Annotated in this window: 16 protein-coding genes; 9 read left to right on the forward strand and 7 right to left on the reverse strand. The window is 35.8% G+C overall.

The genetic code is table 11. From position 1 onward, the window contains the following. The first annotated feature begins 111 nt into the window (after positions 1 to 111). Together E7Z81_RS02045 and E7Z81_RS02050 are read left to right on the forward strand one after the other, a co-directional pair. Positions 112 to 3,906 (forward strand): hypothetical protein, encoded by a 3,795-nt coding sequence (locus tag E7Z81_RS02045; RefSeq protein WP_292743465.1) that lies wholly within the window; start codon positions 112 to 114, stop codon positions 3,904 to 3,906. Positions 3,907 to 4,086: 180 nt separating this feature from the next. Then, positions 4,087 to 4,323 (forward strand): hypothetical protein, encoded by a 237-nt coding sequence (locus E7Z81_RS02050; protein ID WP_292743468.1) that lies wholly within the window; start codon positions 4,087 to 4,089, stop codon positions 4,321 to 4,323. A gap of 285 nt (positions 4,324 to 4,608) precedes the next feature. Here E7Z81_RS02050 and E7Z81_RS02055 read toward each other — a convergent pair whose 3' ends face one another. Continuing rightward, on the reverse strand, positions 4,609 to 5,004 hold the full coding sequence (locus tag E7Z81_RS02055; RefSeq protein WP_292743471.1) for a nuclear transport factor 2 family protein: 396 nt from the start codon (positions 5,002 to 5,004) through the stop codon (positions 4,609 to 4,611). A 65-nt stretch (positions 5,005 to 5,069) separates the two neighbouring features. Between E7Z81_RS02055 and E7Z81_RS02060 the strand changes: the two genes are divergently transcribed. Further along, positions 5,070 to 5,858, forward strand: a complete 789-nt coding sequence (locus tag E7Z81_RS02060) for an NAD+ synthase (RefSeq protein ID WP_367263000.1) — start codon at positions 5,070 to 5,072, stop codon at positions 5,856 to 5,858. Between the two features lie 10 nt (positions 5,859 to 5,868). Next, a complete protein-coding gene (gene leuS / locus E7Z81_RS02065) occupies positions 5,869 to 8,724 on the forward strand; it encodes a leucine--tRNA ligase (RefSeq protein WP_292743475.1) in 2,856 nt (951 codons plus the stop codon). Between the two features lie 47 nt (positions 8,725 to 8,771). Here leuS and E7Z81_RS02070 read toward each other — a convergent pair whose 3' ends face one another. Further along, the gene (locus E7Z81_RS02070) at positions 8,772 to 10,664 is read right to left on the reverse strand and encodes a SpoIIE family protein phosphatase (protein ID WP_292743478.1); all 1,893 of its coding nucleotides are present in this window, start codon (positions 10,662 to 10,664) and stop codon (positions 8,772 to 8,774) included. A 180-nt stretch (positions 10,665 to 10,844) separates the two neighbouring features. On the opposite strand from E7Z81_RS02070, the gene E7Z81_RS02075 reads away from it, so the two are divergent. After that, positions 10,845 to 11,702: an alpha/beta hydrolase gene (locus tag E7Z81_RS02075; protein WP_292743481.1), complete on the forward strand. Its 858-nt coding sequence runs from the start codon at positions 10,845 to 10,847 to the stop codon at positions 11,700 to 11,702. Here E7Z81_RS02075 and E7Z81_RS02080 read toward each other — a convergent pair whose 3' ends face one another. The 3 genes from E7Z81_RS02080 to E7Z81_RS02090 all read right to left on the reverse strand — a co-directional run bounded on the left by E7Z81_RS02080 (position 11,703) and on the right by E7Z81_RS02090 (position 14,558). Further along, a complete protein-coding gene (locus E7Z81_RS02080) occupies positions 11,703 to 12,746 on the reverse strand; it encodes an acyltransferase (RefSeq protein ID WP_292743483.1) in 1,044 nt (347 codons plus the stop codon). A 112-nt stretch (positions 12,747 to 12,858) separates the two neighbouring features. Beyond that, the gene (locus tag E7Z81_RS02085) at positions 12,859 to 13,590 is read right to left on the reverse strand and encodes a tRNA (adenine-N1)-methyltransferase (RefSeq protein ID WP_292743485.1); all 732 of its coding nucleotides are present in this window, start codon (positions 13,588 to 13,590) and stop codon (positions 12,859 to 12,861) included. Between the two features lie 8 nt (positions 13,591 to 13,598). Beyond that, positions 13,599 to 14,558, reverse strand: a complete 960-nt coding sequence (locus tag E7Z81_RS02090; RefSeq protein WP_292743488.1) for a zinc metalloprotease HtpX — start codon at positions 14,556 to 14,558, stop codon at positions 13,599 to 13,601. A gap of 148 nt (positions 14,559 to 14,706) precedes the next feature. Between E7Z81_RS02090 and E7Z81_RS02095 the strand changes: the two genes are divergently transcribed. Continuing rightward, positions 14,707 to 15,654 (forward strand): replication factor C small subunit, encoded by a 948-nt coding sequence (locus tag E7Z81_RS02095; protein WP_292743491.1) that lies wholly within the window; start codon positions 14,707 to 14,709, stop codon positions 15,652 to 15,654. A gap of 9 nt (positions 15,655 to 15,663) precedes the next feature. Then, a complete protein-coding gene (locus E7Z81_RS02100; protein ID WP_292743494.1) occupies positions 15,664 to 17,169 on the forward strand; it encodes a replication factor C large subunit in 1,506 nt (501 codons plus the stop codon). Here E7Z81_RS02100 and E7Z81_RS02105 read toward each other — a convergent pair. Both E7Z81_RS02105 and E7Z81_RS02110 read right to left on the reverse strand, forming a co-directional pair. Then, the gene (locus tag E7Z81_RS02105; protein WP_292743497.1) at positions 17,166 to 17,855 is read right to left on the reverse strand and encodes an ATPase; all 690 of its coding nucleotides are present in this window, start codon (positions 17,853 to 17,855) and stop codon (positions 17,166 to 17,168) included. The two genes, E7Z81_RS02100 and E7Z81_RS02105, sit on opposite strands and share 4 nt — an antisense overlap. 1 nt (position 17,856) lies before the next feature. After that, complete coding sequence (locus E7Z81_RS02110) at positions 17,857 to 18,702, reverse strand: shikimate dehydrogenase (protein ID WP_292743500.1); 846 nt, start codon at positions 18,700 to 18,702, stop codon at positions 17,857 to 17,859. A gap of 186 nt (positions 18,703 to 18,888) precedes the next feature. On the opposite strand from E7Z81_RS02110, the gene hisS reads away from it, so the two are divergent. Together hisS and hisI are read left to right on the forward strand one after the other, a co-directional pair. Then, entirely contained in the window at positions 18,889 to 20,184 is a 1,296-nt protein-coding gene (hisS, locus tag E7Z81_RS02115) for a histidine--tRNA ligase (RefSeq protein ID WP_292743503.1), read from the forward strand. Positions 20,185 to 20,187: 3 nt separating this feature from the next. Beyond that, complete coding sequence (gene hisI, locus E7Z81_RS02120; protein WP_292743506.1) at positions 20,188 to 20,595, forward strand: phosphoribosyl-AMP cyclohydrolase; 408 nt, start codon at positions 20,188 to 20,190, stop codon at positions 20,593 to 20,595.

The following is a 20,595-nucleotide window of genomic DNA, read 5'->3' on the forward strand; positions in this document are numbered from 1 at the left end:
GATTTAATTTAATTTTATTGAAATGGAGTTATTATTTTTCATTAAAATTGAACATTATAAATATCTAGCATGTAAAATCATGTTTTTTTTTTCATAATATGGAGATTTAATATGAAGGTTAAAAAAACAATAATCTTGCTGACGCTTGTCGTTTTTCTCGTAAGCCTTGCAAATGTATATGCAGGTGAAATGGATGATGCACTGGCAAGTGAAGATGCAAGTCAAATCGAGGTGTCCTCAACAGTCGAGGATAACCTCCAGGCAAGCGAAGAAAATGCTATAGTGGAACAAACAGGTAATCACTATGCAGATAAACTTTCAAGCTCAGGGGAATTTGATGAGCTTCAAAAATTAATTGATAATGCTTCAGACAATGGCATAATCAATCTTGAGCATAATTACACCTACGCAGTAGGTACAGACACTATAACTGAGGGAATAAGTATAAGCAAGAACTTAACAATCAACGGTAACGGATTTGCAATAGACGCACAGGGCAAATCAAGGATCTTCAATATTGACGGCGGCACAAATGTGCTTTTAAACAATATCATATTCACAAACGGATTCACTGAGGGCAACGGTGGAGCAATACTTGCATACGGTAACGTGAATATTGCCAGGTCCAGTTTCATCAACAACACTGCCGTTGACGGTGGAGCAGTTGAGAGTTTCAACGCTAAAATGACTATTTCAGAGTCATACTTCACCTCCAACAATGCAACAGAGTATGGTGGGGCAATCTATAACTTCAATAGTGACGTTGAGCTGAGTGATTTATATTTTGAAGACAACTATGCAACACAGTACGGTGGAGCAATATATAATTTCCGTGGAAATGTCAATGTTACACAATCACAGTTCACCCGCAATGCTGCCGGCAGTAAGGGCGGTGCAGTCTTAAATTCCTTTGGCAGTGTAAACATTGCTGATGCAAACTTCAGCGAAAACACTGCAGCTGAAGGTGGTGCAGTTTACTTCGCTAGTGCGGATAATGTGACAAATTGTAATTTTATTAATAACACTGCAGGTAAATCCGGCGGAGCAGTATATGTTGATGAGGTTTACAATGCTTCTAAAATCGACTCAACATTCATTGACAACCATGCAAATAACGGTGGAGCAATATACTTCAACGGAGGAATAAGCAATGTCACAATCGGCGGAATTTATATAGGCAATGTTGCTCAAAGAGGCGGAGGTGCGATATTTGTGCGTGGAAAATCCATGAACAACAATTTCACTGCTGATTTTATAGCTAATGAAGCAAGAGCTGCCAGCGGAGGAGCAATATTCATTTATAATCAGGCTGACAACAACACATTTGAAGGCAGTTACTGGGACAATTACGCTATCTACGGTGGAGCAATCTTTTTCTACAACAAGGCAAACAGTAATGTGTTTAACAGCGAATTTACAAATAACACTGCTAAATCCTGCGGTGGTGCAATCTTTTTCTACAACACTACTGATGGAAATAACTTTACAGGTGATTTTACTGCTAACAATGCTTTAGGTGAGGTTGATGAGAGTGTTGGAAACGGTGGTGCAATAACATTTAAGGACACTTCATCCAACAGCATATTCACATGTGACTTTATAAACAACACTGCTAATTTGAACGGCGGGGGCGTAAACTATCGCCAAACTCCATACAACATTACATTCAACAGCAATTTCATAAACAACACTTCCCCTAGAGGCGGAGGAGTTAATTTCTTCGAAACATTTGAAAATGTAATATTCAATGGTGATTTCATTGGAAACTCCGCAGTCAAAGGTGGTGCAATCGCTGCTGTTGACGGTATTATTGACTGTGTTATATTCAGCGATAACCGTGCTGAAGAAGGTGGTGCAGTTTACATTAACGGTACCGGTCAAGTGTCAGACTGTATTTTCACCAACAATACTGCAACTGATGAGTATAGTGGTGGAGGTGCCGTCTACATCGGTTCAGGTAAGGTGACTAACAGCATTTTCATATCCAACAGGGCAACCAGTGCCGGCAGTCTTGGAGGCGCAGTATTAATTAAAAATTCAGCTAATGTGACTGGCTGCAGCTTTGAAGATAACTTCGCAGGCTTTGGCGGAGCTGTCGCAGATGAATTTAATGTTAATGTGAATAATTGTGATTTCACAGCTAACCGAGCATCAGTTGAGGGCGGTGCTCTCTATATGGGTTCAGGTAATATTGTAAATTCCAATTTCGCCAACAACAATGCAAGTGATGAGGATAGTGAAGGTGACGGTGGTGCTGTTTACGTTGACCGCAATGTTACTGTGGTAAATTGTAATTTCACAGGCAATAAAGCTTATAGGGGTTCTGCAATTTACTTCTGGGTTATTGGGGATTTCAAATACGTCAGGTCCATTTCCCATTCTACTTTCCTGAACAATAGGGCAAGTATTGATTCTTTATCTCCATTTACTTTAACAGTCAATGAAAATAATATTGAAATCGCTTTTGAGGGTTACGACAACCTTTTAAATGCAATACTGTCCAGAAAGATGAGTGATGTCAACATCACAAACGTTACCTACTGGGGAGCTAATGGTGTTGAAAACACAGGGGATGCCACCATTGTGCCTGCCATGTTATATACTGAAGCAGGTCAGAACGTCACAGTTTCAGGTCTTGTTAACTGTGAGCCTCTAAATCTCAGTGCAGTTACAAATGGGGAAGGCAAAATTGTTTTAAATATTAGCGCAGAGGATAATTATTTCCTCACTGTTCGCCACGACGCAGATTCATACTACTCTGAAGGTGAAAAAACATTCACAAACATAGCTTTCAATGTGAATGTTGTCTCTCAGACAACCTCAAACAGGACTGTTAACCTTACTGCAGAATCCAATATTTTAAGTGAAGTCATGCCTGGTAACTTGGTATTTATATTGCCGAACGGCACTCAGATTAATGCGACTTACGGCGGTAACGGTACCTGGTGGGCAATGCATACATTCGATGAATGTGCGGTTTACAAAGTCAATGCAAGCTATGTCGGACTGGACAATGTAGCTGTTAGGAATGCGACTGTTACTGTTTTAAAAGCACTTTCTAAATTTTCAGATGTTGTCGTAATGGGTGGTAATGTTACACTGACTTTGTGTGATGAGAACGGAAATCCGATTTCAGGCACAAATATTACATATGCTATAGACGGCGTTTCAAATGCTACTGTCAGTGACGATAACGGATCATTTGTTATTGTTGCAGCTTCCGGAGCTGAAATATTTGTCGATTATGCAGGCAGTGATGATTATGTCGGGTCTAATATTACAATTAAATTGACTACTCCTCAAAGACAGTCTACAGTTATTGTAGGAGAAGACTTTACACAGTACGCCTGTGACTATTATGTCGGTGAGAGAGGTAAAAACTTCACAGTACAGCTTACAGATGTGGATGGTAATCCTCTATCAAATAAAACAGTTTATATCGGCTATAACGGCGTGACCTTAAACAGAACAACCGATGCAAACGGTTTTGCAAATGTTCAGATTAACCTCAAAAACGCAGGTCTTTACACATTTGTTGTTGTATTTTTAGATGATAATGACTACAACGCATCCATGAAAGTATTTAAAGTAACTATCAACAAGAAACCTACTTCAATTTCTGCAAGTGCAAAGACTTTCAAGGTCAGTGCAAAAACCAAAAAATACACAGTTACTTTAAAAACCATTAAAGGAGCATCCATTGATGGTAAAACATACCTTGCATCAGGTAAAAAAGTAACTTTAAAAGTCAACGGCAAAACCTATACTGCAAAAACAAATGCCAAAGGTCAGGCAACATTCAGCATTAAAATAACCAAAAAAGGCAAATTCACAGCAGTAATCAAGTATGCTGGTGACAATACATACAAATCAGCATCCAAAAAAGTTAAAATAACAATCAAATAGAAGAGACCCTATTCTCTTCTAAACTTTTTTTATTTTAAAGTGTCGACAGATTATTTTGATAGTGCCAGGATTTTTTCTTATTTTTCTTGGACATATTTTACTTTAACGTTAACGTTTCGGTTTTTCAGGATGATTTTTTACGAGGATATATATCACGACCTAAAAACTAGTCGGGTTTTGATGGATAATAACACATCTGAGGAAAGTAAACACATCTCTGAGGCACATAAAAGCACTATTGAAAGTTTAAACTATGCTAGAGAGGATTTAGATATTGCCTATTCTAAGTTGAAAGAGACTAACTCTAAGTTAGATAAGACAAACTACGAATTGGATAAGACAAACTCCAAGTTAGATAAGACTAATTCTGATTTAGACAAGGCAAACGAAAAATTCGTGATTTGGAAGCTGAAGTGAAAAGGTTGACTGAAGAATTGAATTCTAAATAGATTGTTAATTTTAGAAGGTTATGTTTAACTCCTTAAATATCTTTTTTCGAAAGTTATTTTTCATTTAACTTGAAAATTCTGAAAGTGTTGTCCTTTTATTTTAATTGAATCCTACTTTTTTATTATTTCCTTCAATGTAATTTACTTTAACGTTGACGTTTCTGTTTTTTTAATATGATTTTTTATGAGGATATATATCACAGACTTAAAACAAGCCAAGTTTTAACATAGCGGATGTTAAAGTACTTTAAAATCAGTTATCCCATTTTGAAAAGTACCATTTTCCATCAATCTTTTCAAAATCAACTGTGGTATCCAATGTCCATTTGCCGTTCATACCATAAACCTTAGCGGTTAATGTGACATCAGCAATCAATGTCGGCCTTTCATCATCATCCCATAGAATTGTCGGATCAATGATTTCAGATTTATAATAATTCAGAGTTCCATCCATAATTTCACCTATGAACTCCTGTTTAGTCTGCTTTTTGCCTGACATATGGATAAGCTCATATTTTTCAGTTAAAATCTCGTTCAGCTTAGCTTCATCCTTATCAATCAATGCCTGCTGAAATTCCATAAACCTATCAATAATCTCACTGTCAACATCTGAAAATGATTTTTTAGAAATAAGTTCTACATCTGACATAATATAATTTATTAATTAATAAGTACATATTATTTTATGTATAAATGATTTAAGTTGGTGAAACTATTAGCATAATTCCAGATATAGACTTAGAAAAAACAAAAATAAACCTAGTTGAATTCATCAAATCCAAAGTCAGCGAGTCAAAAACTGATGGAATTGTCGTTGGTTTGAGTGGAGGAATTGATTCTACCCTTTCAGCATATCTGGCTTGCGAAGCATTGGGAAAAGAGAATGTATTTGGACTTGTATTGCCATCCGCTACAACACCAACTGAAGATACAGAGCATGGCATTAAAATAGCGCAAAATTTAGGAATCGATTATAAAGAAATAGCTATTGACGGCATTTTAAATGAGTTTTTATCAATGACACAACTGGAAGAAAATGCCTTGGCTATCGGCAACCTTAAGGCTAGAATCAGAATGTCAATCATTTATTATTATGCAAATCAGAAAAATTACCTGGTCAGTGGAACAGGCAATAAAAGCGAAATTCTAATCGGTTATTTTACAAAACATGGAGATGGCGCATGTGACATGGAACCGATTGGAGATTTGTACAAAATTGAAGTTTTCAAATTAAGTGAATATTTAGGCATTTCCGAAGCAATCCTTGAAAAGCCTCCCCGTGCAGGCCTGTGGAACGGTCAAACCGATGAGGATGAAATTGGAATGAGCTATGATTTACTTGACCAGATTCTTTATTTATATACGGAAAAAGATTTAAAAGATACTGAAATAGCTGAAAAGTTAGATATATCAGTTGATGACGTTGATATGATTATTACAAAGATTATTAGGAGCGAGCACAAAAGTAAAGTTCCTGAAAGCCCTAAAAAAACAATATTATGATGGTGATTTAGTGAGCGAAAATATAGAAAAGAAATGGCAGAAAAAATGGGCAGATGCAAAATTATTTGAATCAAACCCTGATGAACGAGAAAAACTATTCATTACAGTAGCATTTCCATACCCAAGCGGAGCTATGCATATAGGTCACGGACGTACCTACACTGTACCTGATGTTTATGCAAGATTTAAAAGAATGGAAGGATACAATGTACTGTTCCCGATGGCATGGCACGTTACAGGAGCTCCCGTTATTGGAATTGCTGACAGGATTAAAAGAAAAGACCCTTGGACCTTAGATTTATATGAAAGAGTCCACGGAGTTCCAAAAGAAACCTTGCCACAATTAGAAGACCCTGAATTTATTGTAAAATACTTCTCAACCGAATATCATGAAGTAATGGAAGATATGGGTTATTCAATTGACTGGAGAAGGGAATTCAGAACAATCGATCCGACATATAAAAAATTCATAGAATGGCAAATAACCACATTATATGAAAAAGGATTAGTTCAAAAAGGAGAACACCCTGTAAAATACTGTCCGAACTGTGACAATCCTGTCGGAGACCACGACCTGCTTGAAGGAGAAGGAGTAGGGGTAAATGAACTTACACTTTTAAAATTCAAAATTGACGATAAAGTTTTAGTAACCGCTACCCTCAGACCTGAAACCATCGTCGGAGCAACAAACATCTGGTTAAACCCTGATGTGGAATATGTTCTTGTCAATGCAGAAGGAGAAAAATGGGTAATTACAAAAGAAGCTCACTACAACTTATCCAATCAAATAAAAGATTTGGACATCATTGAAGAAATTGATCCTAATGATTTAATAGGTAAAATGGCAACAAACCCATTTACAGGCGATGAATTGCCAATTTTCCCAGCAAGCTTTGTAAGTGCATCATACGGAAGCGGAGTCGTATTTTCCGAACCTGCTGATGCACCGGCAGACTACATTGCACTTCAAGACTTAAAAAATAACGATGAATTAATTGCAAAATACCATCTGGAAGGAATTGTCGAAAATGTTGAACCGATTCCAGTATGTACCCTTAAGGGATACGGTGAAATTCCGGCTGCAGATATCATCGAAAGATTAGGAATTACTGACCAGAACGATGAAAAGTTACATGAAGCTACCAATGAACTGTACAAAGCACAGCACAGTAAAGGTAAAATCATAGACTCCATTCCGGAATTCGGTGGAATGAAAGTTCGTTTTGCCCGTGAAGAGTTAAAAGAAAAACTTATTGCAGACAATATGGCAACAATCATGTATGACTTTGCTGAAAGGCCGGTGGTGTGCAGATGCGGTAACAACTGTGTTGTTAAAATCATGGACGACCAATGGTTCATGAAATACGGTAACGAAGAATGGACTGAAAAGACATTGAAAGTTCTTGAAGGCGAAACAATCATTCCAAAAGAACTCAAAAGCAATTTCGAATACTACATTAACTGGTTGGATGATTGGGCATGTTCCAGAAAAGTCGGACTTGGAACAAGAATGCCTTGGGACAATCAATGGTTAATTGAACCTCTAACAGACTCAACAATCTACATGTCATATTATTCCATTGCAAAATATCTAAGAGACATGAATCCTGAGGATTTGAACAGAGCATTCTTTGATAAAGTATTGTTAAACAAGGATTCCGGAGACATTACCGTACCTGCAGACAAGGTTAAAGAAATCCAAGACGAATTTAACTATTGGTACCCTCTTGACTGGAGATTATCTGCAAAAGACCTTGTAGGAAACCACTTAAGCTTTTTAATGTTTACCCACAGTGCAATTTATCCTGAAGACAAATGGCCAAAAGGAACCGTAGTCTTTGGAATGGGTCTTTTGGAAGGAAATAAAATGTCTTCCTCAAAAGGAAATGTAATTCTCCTAAAAGATGCAATTCGCGATTACACAGCTGATGTTGTAAGACTCTTCCTGATGGCTTCAGCCGAACCATGGCAAGACTTTGACTGGAGGGAAAAAGAAGTTCTTGGAACCAAAAGAAGACTTGAATGGTTTAGGGAATTTGCAGCTAAAGTTGAAGAAATCAAAGGTTCCAAACTAGACTTAAGCAACATTGAAGAAGTCGAGCTAACAAGAACAATTGATTTATGGATGATTAGTCAGTTAAATGAACATGTTAAAAAATCAACAGAAGCTTTAGAAGTCTTCCAGACAAGACAGGCTTTACAGGATTCACTGTTCCTGCTTAAAAAAGATGTGGATCATTACTTATACAGGGTCAAACATTTACTTGACGCACAGGACCCTGCAATCATATATGTTCTGTCAACTGTGCTTGAAGCATGGATCAGGCTCCTGGCACCATTTACTCCGCACACTTCAGAAGAGTTATGGAGCACTTATGGCGGAGAAGGATTTGTAAGTGAAGCTGCATGGCCTGTAGCTGACGAGACAAAAGTAAGTCCTGAAATCGAAAAATCAGAAGCCCTGGTTGAAAACACCATTAAGGATATTGCACATATCAAACAGATGGTTGGGGACGAAATCGAAAAAGTCCATATTTACCTTGCTCCTGATTGGAAATGGGACTTGTACAAAATTGCCGATGAAGTTGGAAAACCTGATATCGGTCAGATAATGGGCAGAGCTATCGCAGCTAATATTTACGATGACAAAAAAGAAATAGCAATGGTGGCTAAAAAAATCGGTAAAGAAATTACAAAAACAAGATACATCGGTAAAATCGATGAGGAAGCTATTTTAACTGATGCACTTGACTACATCAAAGAAGAATGTGGAAATGAAGTAATAATACACACCGATGATTCTTACGACCCACAGAATAAGGCAAGAAACGCAATGCCATACAAACCAGCTATTTTTATGGAATAATTAACTTTATTCCACTTTTTTATTTTAGAAATTGGAATTATAATTTTTCAGGAGTTATCTTTTAAAATCAATACAGTCATATCGTCGAACTGTTCTGTGCCTTTAGAGAACTCGTCGATTTTATCAAACAGCAAATCAATCTGATTATAATCGTTATTGTTAAAGAAGTCTATAAGGTTCTCTTCGCCATACATTTTATCGTCAATACTTGTTGCATCAGTTATTCCATCAGTAAAGACTACAAGTTCACTTGAAAATGGAATTTCCTCACTGACAAATTCAAAGTCTTCCATAACTCCCAGAACCAATCCGTTGTTAACTTCCAATAACCTAAATTCCCCATTATCTTTAATTAATGGAGGATTATGTCCTGCATTTGAAAATGTTATGGTTTTTTCGTTTTTATTATAAATTCCCAGCCACAATGTTATAAACATCATTTCAGGATTATTCTCACATAACTGATTGTTGAGCATATATAATACTCTTGAAGGGTCTCTTTCATTTTTAATTATCTGCCTTGCTACTTCCTGAGTAATGACTGCAAGTAATGCTGCAGGAACACCCTTGCCTGATGCATCACCAATTATAAGAGCCAAATTATCTTCATCCAGCATATAGTAATCAAAAAAGTCTCCACCAACCTCCTTAGCCGGTCTGGAAGAACCTTCAACGATGAAATTATCAGTTTCTATAGCCTCTGTTGGAAGCCTTGCCGCCTGGATTGTGGTAGCAATATCAAGTTCGGCCTTGATACGCTCCTTTTCACCTTCAATTTGTGCAATATTATCAATATAGCGATTATTATAATTAATCAAATCAGTGTAACTTCTGGCCAAAACCCCAACTTCGGTAGGTTCATCCAGATAATCAGAATATACCTTTACCAAACCGTCTGACTCGATTTTTTCACCTTCACTGACAAAATCTTCAATTTGGGAAAAGTCCAGCATAGGTCTGATAGCTTGTTTTTCAACAACCCTTAAAACTGCAAGTGAAGGAATCATGAACAGCAAAAGTAAGATATCTGTAAGTATAAATGTTGAAATTACTATTTCCATAAAACTTAACGGCAGAAAGTCATCAACAGCCATTATCAGCACCTGGTCAAATGCCAGTATGACACTAATCATCAGCATGAAAAAGATTGAAAGCAGAAAGATGTTCATAATCTTTTCCGGAATGGAATCATCCCGTATCGGAGATATTTTAGATGTAAACGGCTCAAATAGACAAATGCCAATTAAAATAATATATACAACTGTCTGAATAATACAAAAAATACTGTTTTCAGAAATGCTGAAAGGGTCTAAAAGGTCAAATATTACTGAAAAAATCAGCAAATAAAATGCAATCTTGAAAAAGTTCATGCTGATTTTCTTTTTAGAAGTTTTAGGAACATAGACAAAATCAATTTTCTTTGAAAGCCACATGCCTATAATTCCAACAACAAATGATGAATTGATATAGTTTAAAAAGTATCTAATACCAATTGTGGCATTCTCATAACCCACACTTGAATAAAGCAGAGAATATATATTTTGATGAATAGATGAGTATAACAATCCTGTTCCGACTACAATGGCTAGAAACAGCAAAAAGTTTGAAGTACTGTTTAATCTAGGTTTTGTAATTTGAGACCTTTTTCTATAATCTTTATACCATAGCTTAAAACCTAAATAAGATACGAAAAAACCTACAATATTAGAAAAAACAGCAAAATCAACTGGATAACCTCTAATAAAATCTGAAATCAGGTTTCCAAAAGAAGCCCCCAATGCACCATATGGGCCGAAAAGCATACCTGAAATTAAAAGCGTACCTATATGGCCATTTATTCCCTGACTGACATTTCTGGAAGAGGACAAATAAAAAAATCCTAAATTAATCAGGACCATTAAAATAAACGGAATAAATATTTTTTTTATTTTATCATTCATTATTTCACTGTTTTACTAATTTTTAAAAACATTCTAATTTAGTTAATAATTCCACCCATCAATGAAAAAATTTTAATTAAGTATAATTATTACTGTTAAATTTATTTTTTTTCCATAAAATAATTTTTTAAACATTGAAATATAATAATTAAATATAGAAAAACCCTCCGGTGACATTACATGGGCAAATCATTTATTGCAAAAATTGAAGAAAAGATTTTGAAATTTACAAAACCTGATTATATGACTTCACAGGAAAAAATAGATTCATATCTACTTGAAAAATCAGAAAAACCTGAAGAGACTGTGAAATCCTCTTTTAAAAGCACAGATTTTAATGGAATGCAAGTCTTTACCTTTGGAGAGAAGAAATCTAAAAACACCATTCTTTTCATTCATGGCGGAGCATATGTGAATGAAATTAATTATCAGCACTTCATTTTCTGCAGTTTAATGTCAAAAAGACTTGATGCATATGTACTTGCACCTGTATATCCTCTTGCGCCGTTACATGAAGCGGAAGAAAGTTATGAAAAAATTACAGACCTGTATAAACATATGCTTGATTTTGACTCAAATATTACTTTAATGGGCGATTCTGCCGGAGGAGGATTTATTTTATCATTCTGTCAGTTCATCAAAACAATCAGCCTTCCCCAGCCGGAACATATCATTACATTTTCCCCATGGGTTGACATTTCAATGAGCAATTCACCCTATGATGATGAAGACGATCCAATTCTCGGAGAAATCGGCCTTAGAGAAATCGGCAAATCATGGGCGGGAAAACTGGACACCCGGGATTATAAAGTCAGCCCGCTTTTTGGTGATGTATCAAATCAGGCCCCCACACTTATTTTTGCAGGAGATAGCGAAATATTTTATAAGGACATCAGGTTATATGTTGAAAAACTTAAAAAAAGCGATGTTGACGTTAGATTCATAACAGGCGAAGGACTCTTCCACATCTATCCCCTTTTCCCTATACCTGAGGCAAAAAAAGCGTTTAAAGAAATAAAAAAAGAGATAATGGGTTAATTATCTCATATACAATACAAATTTACCAAGTCTTGGGATTCTATAGATAATAACTGCCGCAGCATAACTGAATACTACTAATAAAACCCAAAGAATTAAAGCTTTAACAGGTTCTGTGAACGGTAAATAAACAATGAATGGCAATAATGGGAATCTGAATAAGTTATGTATCAGAAATACTGCAAATGAATATTTGGATAAAAATTGAACACCCTTATAAGCCTTGACTGTTTTCATTCTTGAACATAACTCAAATAATGCAAATGAACCGGTCAAAATGAATGGGAATTCATACCAGAGGAAAAAGTTATATCCTCTTAAAAATGCATAGTACTGGAATCCTACACAAATCAGGAATGAAACGATAGCTAAAAGCGCCATACTTTTAGAGGAATATTTCTTGAAGTAATCTTTTTTAACCAGATATCCTAAAAGGATGTATATTCCATAAACTCCTCCACTGAAACCGAGACAGTATTGAATATTCACATTTTGAATACCGTTCATGTCTAATAATGTTGTAATGAATGGAAGCATGAATGCTAAAAGAGCAAATACTATTGTTGCATTGTTAATTGTTTTAGTATCATAATGTTTAAGGGCACTTGTTACGAATGGAATTGAAAGATACATTCCAATAATCATCGGCATATACCACATATGGGAATAGAACAAGTTTCCAGCTTCTGAAGGATTTACAGCATCATAGAATACTGTAATGAACTGTAAACTAAGAGCATACATAGCAGACCAGATTACGGTAACTATAATTAAATCCCTTACATTTTTTGTCCAGAATCTTTTAACCTTCTCATCATCATAAGTCCTGTCCAACAACAGATAACCTGTAATCATTAAAAAGAATGGAACACCAATACGTCCAATAAATAATGCAACGAATTCAAAAATTCTTGAAGTAAGTGTGAAATTTAGAATAGCATCAGAAGAGATTATAAAAATACCATCAGATGCATGAACAAACAATACGGTTAAAATTGCTATTGCACGTACCAGATCAATCCACTGAATTCTAGTTTTACTCATTAATTTTCACCAAAATTATATTACAATAGTTAATATTATGTTTTTCTAAAAATAAATATTTTGAAAAAAATAAGATACAATGGAAAAAAAATTGGATAAAAATTAAAAAAAGTTATAATTTTCTAGCAAATACAAGATATCCGCTATGACCGACCATACGGGTTTTTGGCCTTACTCCCTGAGTTCTGACCTCCAAACCCCTCTCCAGGATTTCAATGATATCAATATCATAAAATCCTAATTTCTTGGCAATCCTATAAGATATTTCAGCCTGGTCAATATACGGAGCATAGACACATAGCCATCCGCCAACATTCAATGATTCCTGAACATCTTCAAATATTTCAAACGGTTTCGGCAAATCAAGAAAAACCAAATCAATGTTGTCCTCATCAATTCCGTCCTTAATGTTTTGATTTTTAACAGTGATGTTGGTAATTCCAAATTTTTCAATGTTTTTGCTTGCAACCTCAGCAAAGTCTTCCCTAATTTCATATGTGAAAACTTCACCTTCCGGACCAACGACATTTCCGAAATTAAGGGCTATGGCGCCGGCACCGGTTCCGGCATCAACTACGCGTGATCCTGCACCCAAACCTGTATGGGCTAAAACCTGTCCTATGTCCTTTTGAAGAAGTATTGAACAGCGCCTGTCCATTATGTCTATGAAATCGTTAATGTTAGGTTTCATGATTTTAAATGTGTGGTCAAGATGGCTTTTAACCTCATCGCCAACTTCAGCATTATCCAATACATCGGCTTTGACAATGCCCAAGTCACTTTGAAATTCCTCTCCAGGTTTTAAAACATACTTTTTACCACGTTCATCTAAAATCATCTTCATATTTACACCTAATTTTCTAATTCTGCTAATCTTTTTACTCTTTTTAATGAATCTGGGTGAGTGGAGAATAATTCCATAAGCCCATTTTTCTTGGAAATTTTAACATCTGAATTAGCTAATCTTCTCAGTTCCTCATCAGTTATTTTTCCGTCTCCGTCAAAGTCGATTTGCTGGAAATCAGTGACATCGTTTCTGGCATTATTCACGTCATTTACAAAGAATGCCCTGTTGGTGTTTACCTCATCAATTGTTTCCTTGCTGCATCTTGCTGCACCGTAGGATAATTTGTATAATGCGGACACCAATGCTGCCGGACGGTTTCCAAATTCGACACTGGCCTCATCGGCATAGTATTCACGGGTTCTTGAAATGAACAATACCAGTAACTGTCCTACCAAGTAGAACACATAACCTAAAATTCCGATTATGAAACCGCCTCCATTCTCACTATCTCCTGAAAACATGAAAGATAATGCAATGTAATAACAAATCATTGGAATAACACTAACGGCTGCAGTCACTGCCATGTCATTATGTTTTATATGACCCATTTCATGACCCAATACTGCCCTTAGCTCATCATAGTCAAGCAAACCTAAAATCGGACGAGTAATAGCAATATGACCGCTTCTGCTTGTTCTACCATAAGCAAATGCATTTGGAATATTGATTTCAGATAATCCTATTTCCGGTTTAGGAACACCAGCTTCCTGAGCAAGTTCGGCAATCATCTTATGAATATGAGGCGCTTCCGCTTCGGACAAAGGCCTTACATTCATAGAACTTTTAACCAATGATGGTCCAAACCAATACTGTAAAAATACGATTACTAAGCTCACACCGGCGTATAGTCTCCAAGTACCTACTCCCAAATATTGAGCAACTAGAAATATTAGGAAGTAGATTATTGAAAACATTAAAACAGATGTGAGAATCATTCTTAATCTAAGTTTCCATGTGCCTCTCATTTTTAACACCTTTAAATTTTGAAAATATTACTAATCAAATGCTCGCTTTAATTATATATTTATAACTTTTCATATAATAAAAAAGTTAATCAAAAAATAATTTAATTACATAATACATAAATGTTACTAGTAAAAAAATGGTGATTAAATGAGCGGACCATGGGTAGAAAAATATAGACCACAAAAGTTAGAAGACATTGTAGGACAAAAACAAATCATTACCAGACTTGAAAAATATGTAGGCGAAGGAAGTATGCCTAACTTAATGTTTACAGGACCTGCAGGTGTTGGAAAAACAACAACTGCACTTGCACTTGCAAAATCAATTTTAGGAGAATACTGGAGAAACAATTTCTTAGAATTGAATGCATCCGATGCCAGAGGAATTGATACAGTAAGAGAACGTATTAAAGGTTTCTGTAGATTGAAACCTGTTGGTGCTCCATTTAGAATAATATTCCTGGATGAAGTAGACAACATGACAAAAGATGCTCAGCACGCTTTAAGACGTGAAATGGAAATGTATACAAAAACCGCTTCATTTATTCTTTCTTGTAATTACTCATCAAAAATCATCGATCCTATTCAGTCAAGATGTGCAATATTCAGATTCGCACCTATAAAAGGCGAAGAAATAGCTGAAAGATTGAAATTCATCTGCGAAAGCGAAGGTTTCGAATATGATGAAAAAGGTATTGAAACTATTGTTTATTTTGCTGAAGGAGATATGAGGAAATCAGTTAATGTCTTACAGGCGGCAACTTCAGAAGGTGAAGTAGTTAGCGAAGAATCAGTTTATGAAGTAGTTTCAAAAGCAAAACCTCAGGAAATTTCCAATATGATTAATAAGGCTCTTGTAGGTGACTTTTTAGCGGCCAGAACATTGTTAAGAGAAACTATGGTTTTACAGGGTACCAGCGGAGAGGACATGGTTACTCAAATTTATCAGGAAGTCTCCAAAAGAGTTGTTGAAGGCAAAATGGAACCTGACTTTTACATACAATTAATAGAATCAATCGCAGACTGTGACTTTAGAATAAGAGAAGGAGCAAACCCAAGAATACAGCTTGAAGCTCTCCTAACCAAATTCATTTAAGGTATAGAAATGTTATGGACTGACAAATACCGACCGCAAACCTTGGATGAAGTGGTAGGTAATAATAAAGAGAAAAAAATAATCCTAGATTGGGTTGGAAACTGGAAAAACGGCAATCCTCAAAAGCCCCTTCTTTTAGTTGGACCACCGGGAATTGGAAAAACAACACTTGCACTTGTAATCGCTAAGGAGTTTTCAGAACATATTGAACTTAATGCAAGTGATAAACGTTCACAGGATGCTATCAAAAGTACCATTGGAGAGTCATCCTCATCAAGATCCCTGTTCGGAGACGAATACAAACTGATTATAATGGACGAAGTGGACGGTATTCACGGAACCAATGACCGTGGAGGAGTAAGGGCCATTGGAGAAATTATTAAAAATTCCAAACATCCAATGATACTGATGGCTAATGACTTCTATTCAAAACGTTTGCAATCCATTAAACCGAAATGTACTGTTATCAAAATGCCTAAAATCAGAAGTCCAAGTATCAGAAAGGCATTAAAGGAAATCGCAGAAAAAGAAGAAATTAAAGCTAATCCAAAAGCACTTGACCTGATTGCTAAAAAATCAAATGGTGACATGCGTTCTGCAATAAATACCCTCCAGGCTTTAGCTGACAAGGACATTGTGCTGGAGCCAAAAGATGTTGAAAATCTGCGTACCAAAGACGACAGATCAGACATATTCAATGCAATAACAGGCGTTTTAAAAAGTAAAAATCCTGTGCATGTAAGGGAAGCTTTAAGGGTTGACGAAGACCCTACACTGGTTATGGAATATATTGCGGAAAACATTCCGAGAGAATACACCAACAAAAATGAAATCAAAAAGGCATATGAAAACATAGCTAAAGCTGATTTATATTTCGGAAGAGCAAGAAGCAGCAGGAATTACGGTTACTGGAGATATGCAAGTGACTTTATGGGAATTGGAGTAAGTTCTTCCAAAAAAGAAACCTATAAAAAATTCTCCAAAATACAAACCCCTACAATTTTCACATTAATGGGACGTAACAGAGGCAAAAGAAACTTAAGGGATGGAATTGCAGAAAAGATGTTTGAAAAAATGCACATTTCACATGCTGTTGCAATTTCAATGTTTCCATACCTTGAAATCATGTTCCAGAATGACGAACTTGCATGGGAAATTTCTGACTTTTTAGAATTGGAAGAAAACGAAATAAAAAGATTCAGGAAAAAGAAAATCCCTAAAAAAGTCATAACCAAAATGGAAAAACAAAAAGCTCAAATGAGAGTTGAAGAGAGGGACAAGAGGTTTGAAGAGCTTCAAAATCAAATGATGGCCATGCCTGAAGAGATTGTTGAAGAGACTCAAGAAGAAGCGCTTCCATTTGAAATAGATGGAATCAGCGAAGAACATGCTGTTGAAGAAGCTCCTGTTGAGGAAGAACCAAAAGAAGAAGTTATTGAAGAACCTAAAAAAGAAGATAAAGAAGAAAAATCTAAAAAGAAAACTGATAAACAGGTGTCTCTTTTTAGTTTTTAATTTTTATTTTTTAATTTAATTTCAATGAACTCGGATGCGCTAACCACATTCTCACGGAACTGGGGAGCAACATCCTCTAAAAATTCCGAAAATGAATTGGCCAAATCATTATCATTTTCTTTTTCAATTAATTCCTGACCATCCATTTCTAAAAATGAATTAATCCATTCCAGTGAAACATTAGCTAAAGGATATATTTCATTTTCATCATTGACTAGATTTAAGCCTTCACCGTTGAAAATTCCTTCAAAGATTGAATTAACTTTATCATCCAAGATTAACGGATTGACTTTTAAATCGTAATCTCCTTCATAAACCAGTTTAACACCATATTTTCTGGTATAGGGCTCAAGAAGCAATTCGCATAGGAAATTGTCTTCAGGCATCAGTATTGTAGAGTTTGGTTTAATTTCCAATGTCAATAGCTTGGCTGATCTGGAGCATATTTTTTGAAATAGGCTGTTTCTGACTATTTCGATATCAGGATACTGTTTATAAAATGTTTTTTCACGTGCTCTTGAAAACTTGGAAAACCTTAAAGAATTGATATAAATTTTTTGGGGAGTGTATGAAATAAAACGGGTATCTACTCCAATTATTTTTAAGTATTTCAATACATCCTTTTTAGATGTTGAAAATTTCTCTTCTTCAGAAGCCAATCCTGAAATATCAAACATTAAATCCATATTATCTTCCCAAATATTGTTTTAAAGCATCTTCCATTACATCTATCGGAGGTTGCCTGCCAGTCCATATCCTAAAGCTTTCAGCTCCCTGGTAAAGTAACATCTTAATTCCATAAACCGGTTTGGCTCCGGCTTTAATGGCTTCCTTTAAAAGTAATGTTTCATGAGGATTGTAAACTGCATCAAAAACAACTAAATCATCATGCATATCTTCAGATGTGGCAACTGACCCCTCAACATTAGGATGCATGCCCAGAGGAGTTGTGTTGACCAGAATATCCGCATCATTTAAACAGCTGGAAATTTCAGAAATTGAATCTGCATTAACATCACTGATTAAACCGGATGCCAAAACATCACCCGCCAGCCTTTTAGACTTGTCCACATTCCTGTTCAGTATTGTTATTGAACCTGCCCCATATTTTGCAAGGTAAAAGGATATTGCTCTTGAAGCGCCTCCCGCACCTGCAACTACAATATTCTTACCTTTAACTGAACTGACCTCTTCAATAGCTTTTATAGCCCCTATTCCATCGGTATTGTAACCTTTTAGATTTTTAAAATCTATTGTGTTTACGGCACCTATCAATTCTGCAACTTCATCAAGTTCCTCCAAATACTGCATCACATCAATTTTATGAGGAATTGTTACATTGAAACCTTTGATATTTAATGATTGTGCACCGTTAATTGCTGATTTTAAATTTGAAGGATTGACATCAAAAGCAACATAAGCATAATCCATGTTCAATGCTTTAAATGCTGCATTATGCATCGGCGGTGAAAAGCTATGTTCCACAGGATGACCTATCAAACCTACGATATTTGTACTGCCTTTAATATTCATATAATTATAGTTGATTGATATAATACTAAAAACTTTTCAGTTTCCATAGGACATTACTTAAAAAATAAGTCTGAATTTTTCATATCCCCTTCAACAAAACCTCCGAAAAGTGTCGCCAACAAAAGATTATATAACATCTAAAAAACATATTTTAATTATAATAAATTTATTCATAGGAGAGCTAAAATGGAATTTACACGACCAAGAGGTACAAGAGATTTCTTATTTGATGAAATGAGACAGAGAAAAAAAGCTGAAGGTACCTTAAGAAACATATTCGAAAATTACGGTTATCAGGAAATCAAAACACCTTTATTTGAAGAATTGAAATTATTTACAACCAAATCCGGAGAAGAAATTGTAAATCAATTATACAATTTTAAAGACAAATCAGACAGAGATTTAACTTTAAGACCAGAGATTACTGCTCCGGTTGCAAGATTATATTTAAATGAGCTTGAAAAGACATCTGCAAAACCTATCAAGCTTTATTATTATGGAAGCTGCTTTAGATATGAAAGACCTCAAAAAGGAAGATTCAGACAATTCTGGCAATTCGGCTGTGAACTGATTGGAGCCAAAACTCCTCAGGGCGAAGCTGAAGTCATAGCACTTTGTACAGATGCAATCAACGCTTTGGGAATTACAACCGCCGACGTTAATGTAAACCATCTCGGAATCATAAGAGGCCTATTCAAGCACTTTGACATCACACAGGAAACCCAAAGGGAAATAATGGTCGTCATAGACAAAGGAGATAAAGATTTATTAATCGAATCCCTAAGCGGAGACAATCCTGTAATCGACAATTCCGAATTAAATCAAATACTTTTAAAGCTTATTGATTTAGTCGGAGACAAATCCATATTAAGTGATGTTGAAGAATTGATTGCACCATATGAAGAACCTAAAGAAGCTCTTGAAGAATTAAAAGAACTGATTACACTTCTAGAATCATTTAAAGTTGAAAACTATACCCTTAACCTCGGTGTTGCAAGAGGACTTGACTACTACACAGGAATCGTGTTTGAGATATATGTTCCGGAACTTGGAGCCCAAAAGCAAATCTGCGGAGGAGGATCATACAGCCTCGTTAAATTATTCGGAGGCCAGGAAGTAGAATCAACAGGATTTGCACTTGGTTTTGACAGGCTTATGAATGCAATTGAAGAGCTCACCGACAATGAAGAATTGCCTTCACACTTAGACGTTTATGTTGCTCCAATATCCGACAGCGTAAGGCCAAAAGCCTATGAAATTACCCAGGAGCTAAGAAAAAATGACATCAAGGTAGATGTTGATTTAAACGGAAAGAAATTCAAAAAGCTTATGAATTATGCTGACAAAATCAAAGTTCCGAAAATGATTATCATCGGTGAAAATGATTTGAAAGAAAACAAGGTCACAGTTAAGGATATGGTCAGCGGAGAACAGGAACTGGTTGACATTAACGACATAGTGACCTGCATCAAAGGGGAATAAAAAATGGAAATTAACTTCAGACATGAAATAAACGGCGTTAAAGTTATAACCGCAGTGGCCCAGGATGCTGATACCAATCAGATTTTGATGCTCGCCAATATGAACAAAGAGGCACTGATTAAAACCATACAAACAGGCAAGGCACATTACTGGAGCACATCAAGAAACCAGTTATGGCTTAAAGGTGAAAGCTCCGGCCATTTTCAGGAAGTTAAGGAAATACTGGTTGACTGCGACATGGACGCTGTTGTCCTAAAAATCAAACAAACAGGTGCTGCCTGTCATGAAGGATATCTTTCATGCTTTTTTAGAAAAATCAACACCGAAAATGAAATCGATATTGACGATTTGAAGGATGACGATTTAGAGATAATTTTAGAAAGACTTGTAAACCCCGATGACGTGTATTAA

Origin of the sequence: Methanobrevibacter sp. (genome assembly GCF_015062935.1) — an archaeon.
Taxonomy (GTDB): Archaea; Methanobacteriota; Methanobacteria; order Methanobacteriales; family Methanobacteriaceae; genus Methanocatella.

Excerpts from the sequence above, each read along its gene's own strand:
- E7Z81_RS02045 (WP_292743465.1), top strand. The coding sequence starts at position 112 with ATGAAGGTTAAAAAAACAATAATCTTGCTGACGCTTGTCGTTTTTCTC.
- E7Z81_RS02050 (WP_292743468.1), top strand. The coding sequence starts at position 4,087 with ATGGATAATAACACATCTGAGGAAAGTAAACACATCTCTGAGGCACAT.
- E7Z81_RS02055 (WP_292743471.1), bottom strand. The coding sequence starts at position 5,004 with ATGTCAGATGTAGAACTTATTTCTAAAAAATCATTTTCAGATGTTGAC.
- E7Z81_RS02070 (WP_292743478.1), bottom strand. The coding sequence starts at position 10,664 with ATGAATGATAAAATAAAAAAAATATTTATTCCGTTTATTTTAATGGTC.
- E7Z81_RS02075 (WP_292743481.1), top strand. The coding sequence starts at position 10,845 with ATGGGCAAATCATTTATTGCAAAAATTGAAGAAAAGATTTTGAAATTT.
- E7Z81_RS02080 (WP_292743483.1), bottom strand. The coding sequence starts at position 12,746 with ATGAGTAAAACTAGAATTCAGTGGATTGATCTGGTACGTGCAATAGCA.
- E7Z81_RS02085 (WP_292743485.1), bottom strand. The coding sequence starts at position 13,590 with ATGAAGATGATTTTAGATGAACGTGGTAAAAAGTATGTTTTAAAACCT.
- E7Z81_RS02090 (WP_292743488.1), bottom strand. The coding sequence starts at position 14,558 with ATGAGAGGCACATGGAAACTTAGATTAAGAATGATTCTCACATCTGTT.
- E7Z81_RS02095 (WP_292743491.1), top strand. The coding sequence starts at position 14,707 with ATGAGCGGACCATGGGTAGAAAAATATAGACCACAAAAGTTAGAAGAC.
- E7Z81_RS02100 (WP_292743494.1), top strand. The coding sequence starts at position 15,664 with ATGTTATGGACTGACAAATACCGACCGCAAACCTTGGATGAAGTGGTA.
- E7Z81_RS02105 (WP_292743497.1), bottom strand. The coding sequence starts at position 17,855 with ATGGATTTAATGTTTGATATTTCAGGATTGGCTTCTGAAGAAGAGAAA.
- E7Z81_RS02110 (WP_292743500.1), bottom strand. The coding sequence starts at position 18,702 with ATGAATATTAAAGGCAGTACAAATATCGTAGGTTTGATAGGTCATCCT.
- hisS (WP_292743503.1), top strand. The coding sequence starts at position 18,889 with ATGGAATTTACACGACCAAGAGGTACAAGAGATTTCTTATTTGATGAA.
- hisI (WP_292743506.1), top strand. The coding sequence starts at position 20,188 with ATGGAAATTAACTTCAGACATGAAATAAACGGCGTTAAAGTTATAACC.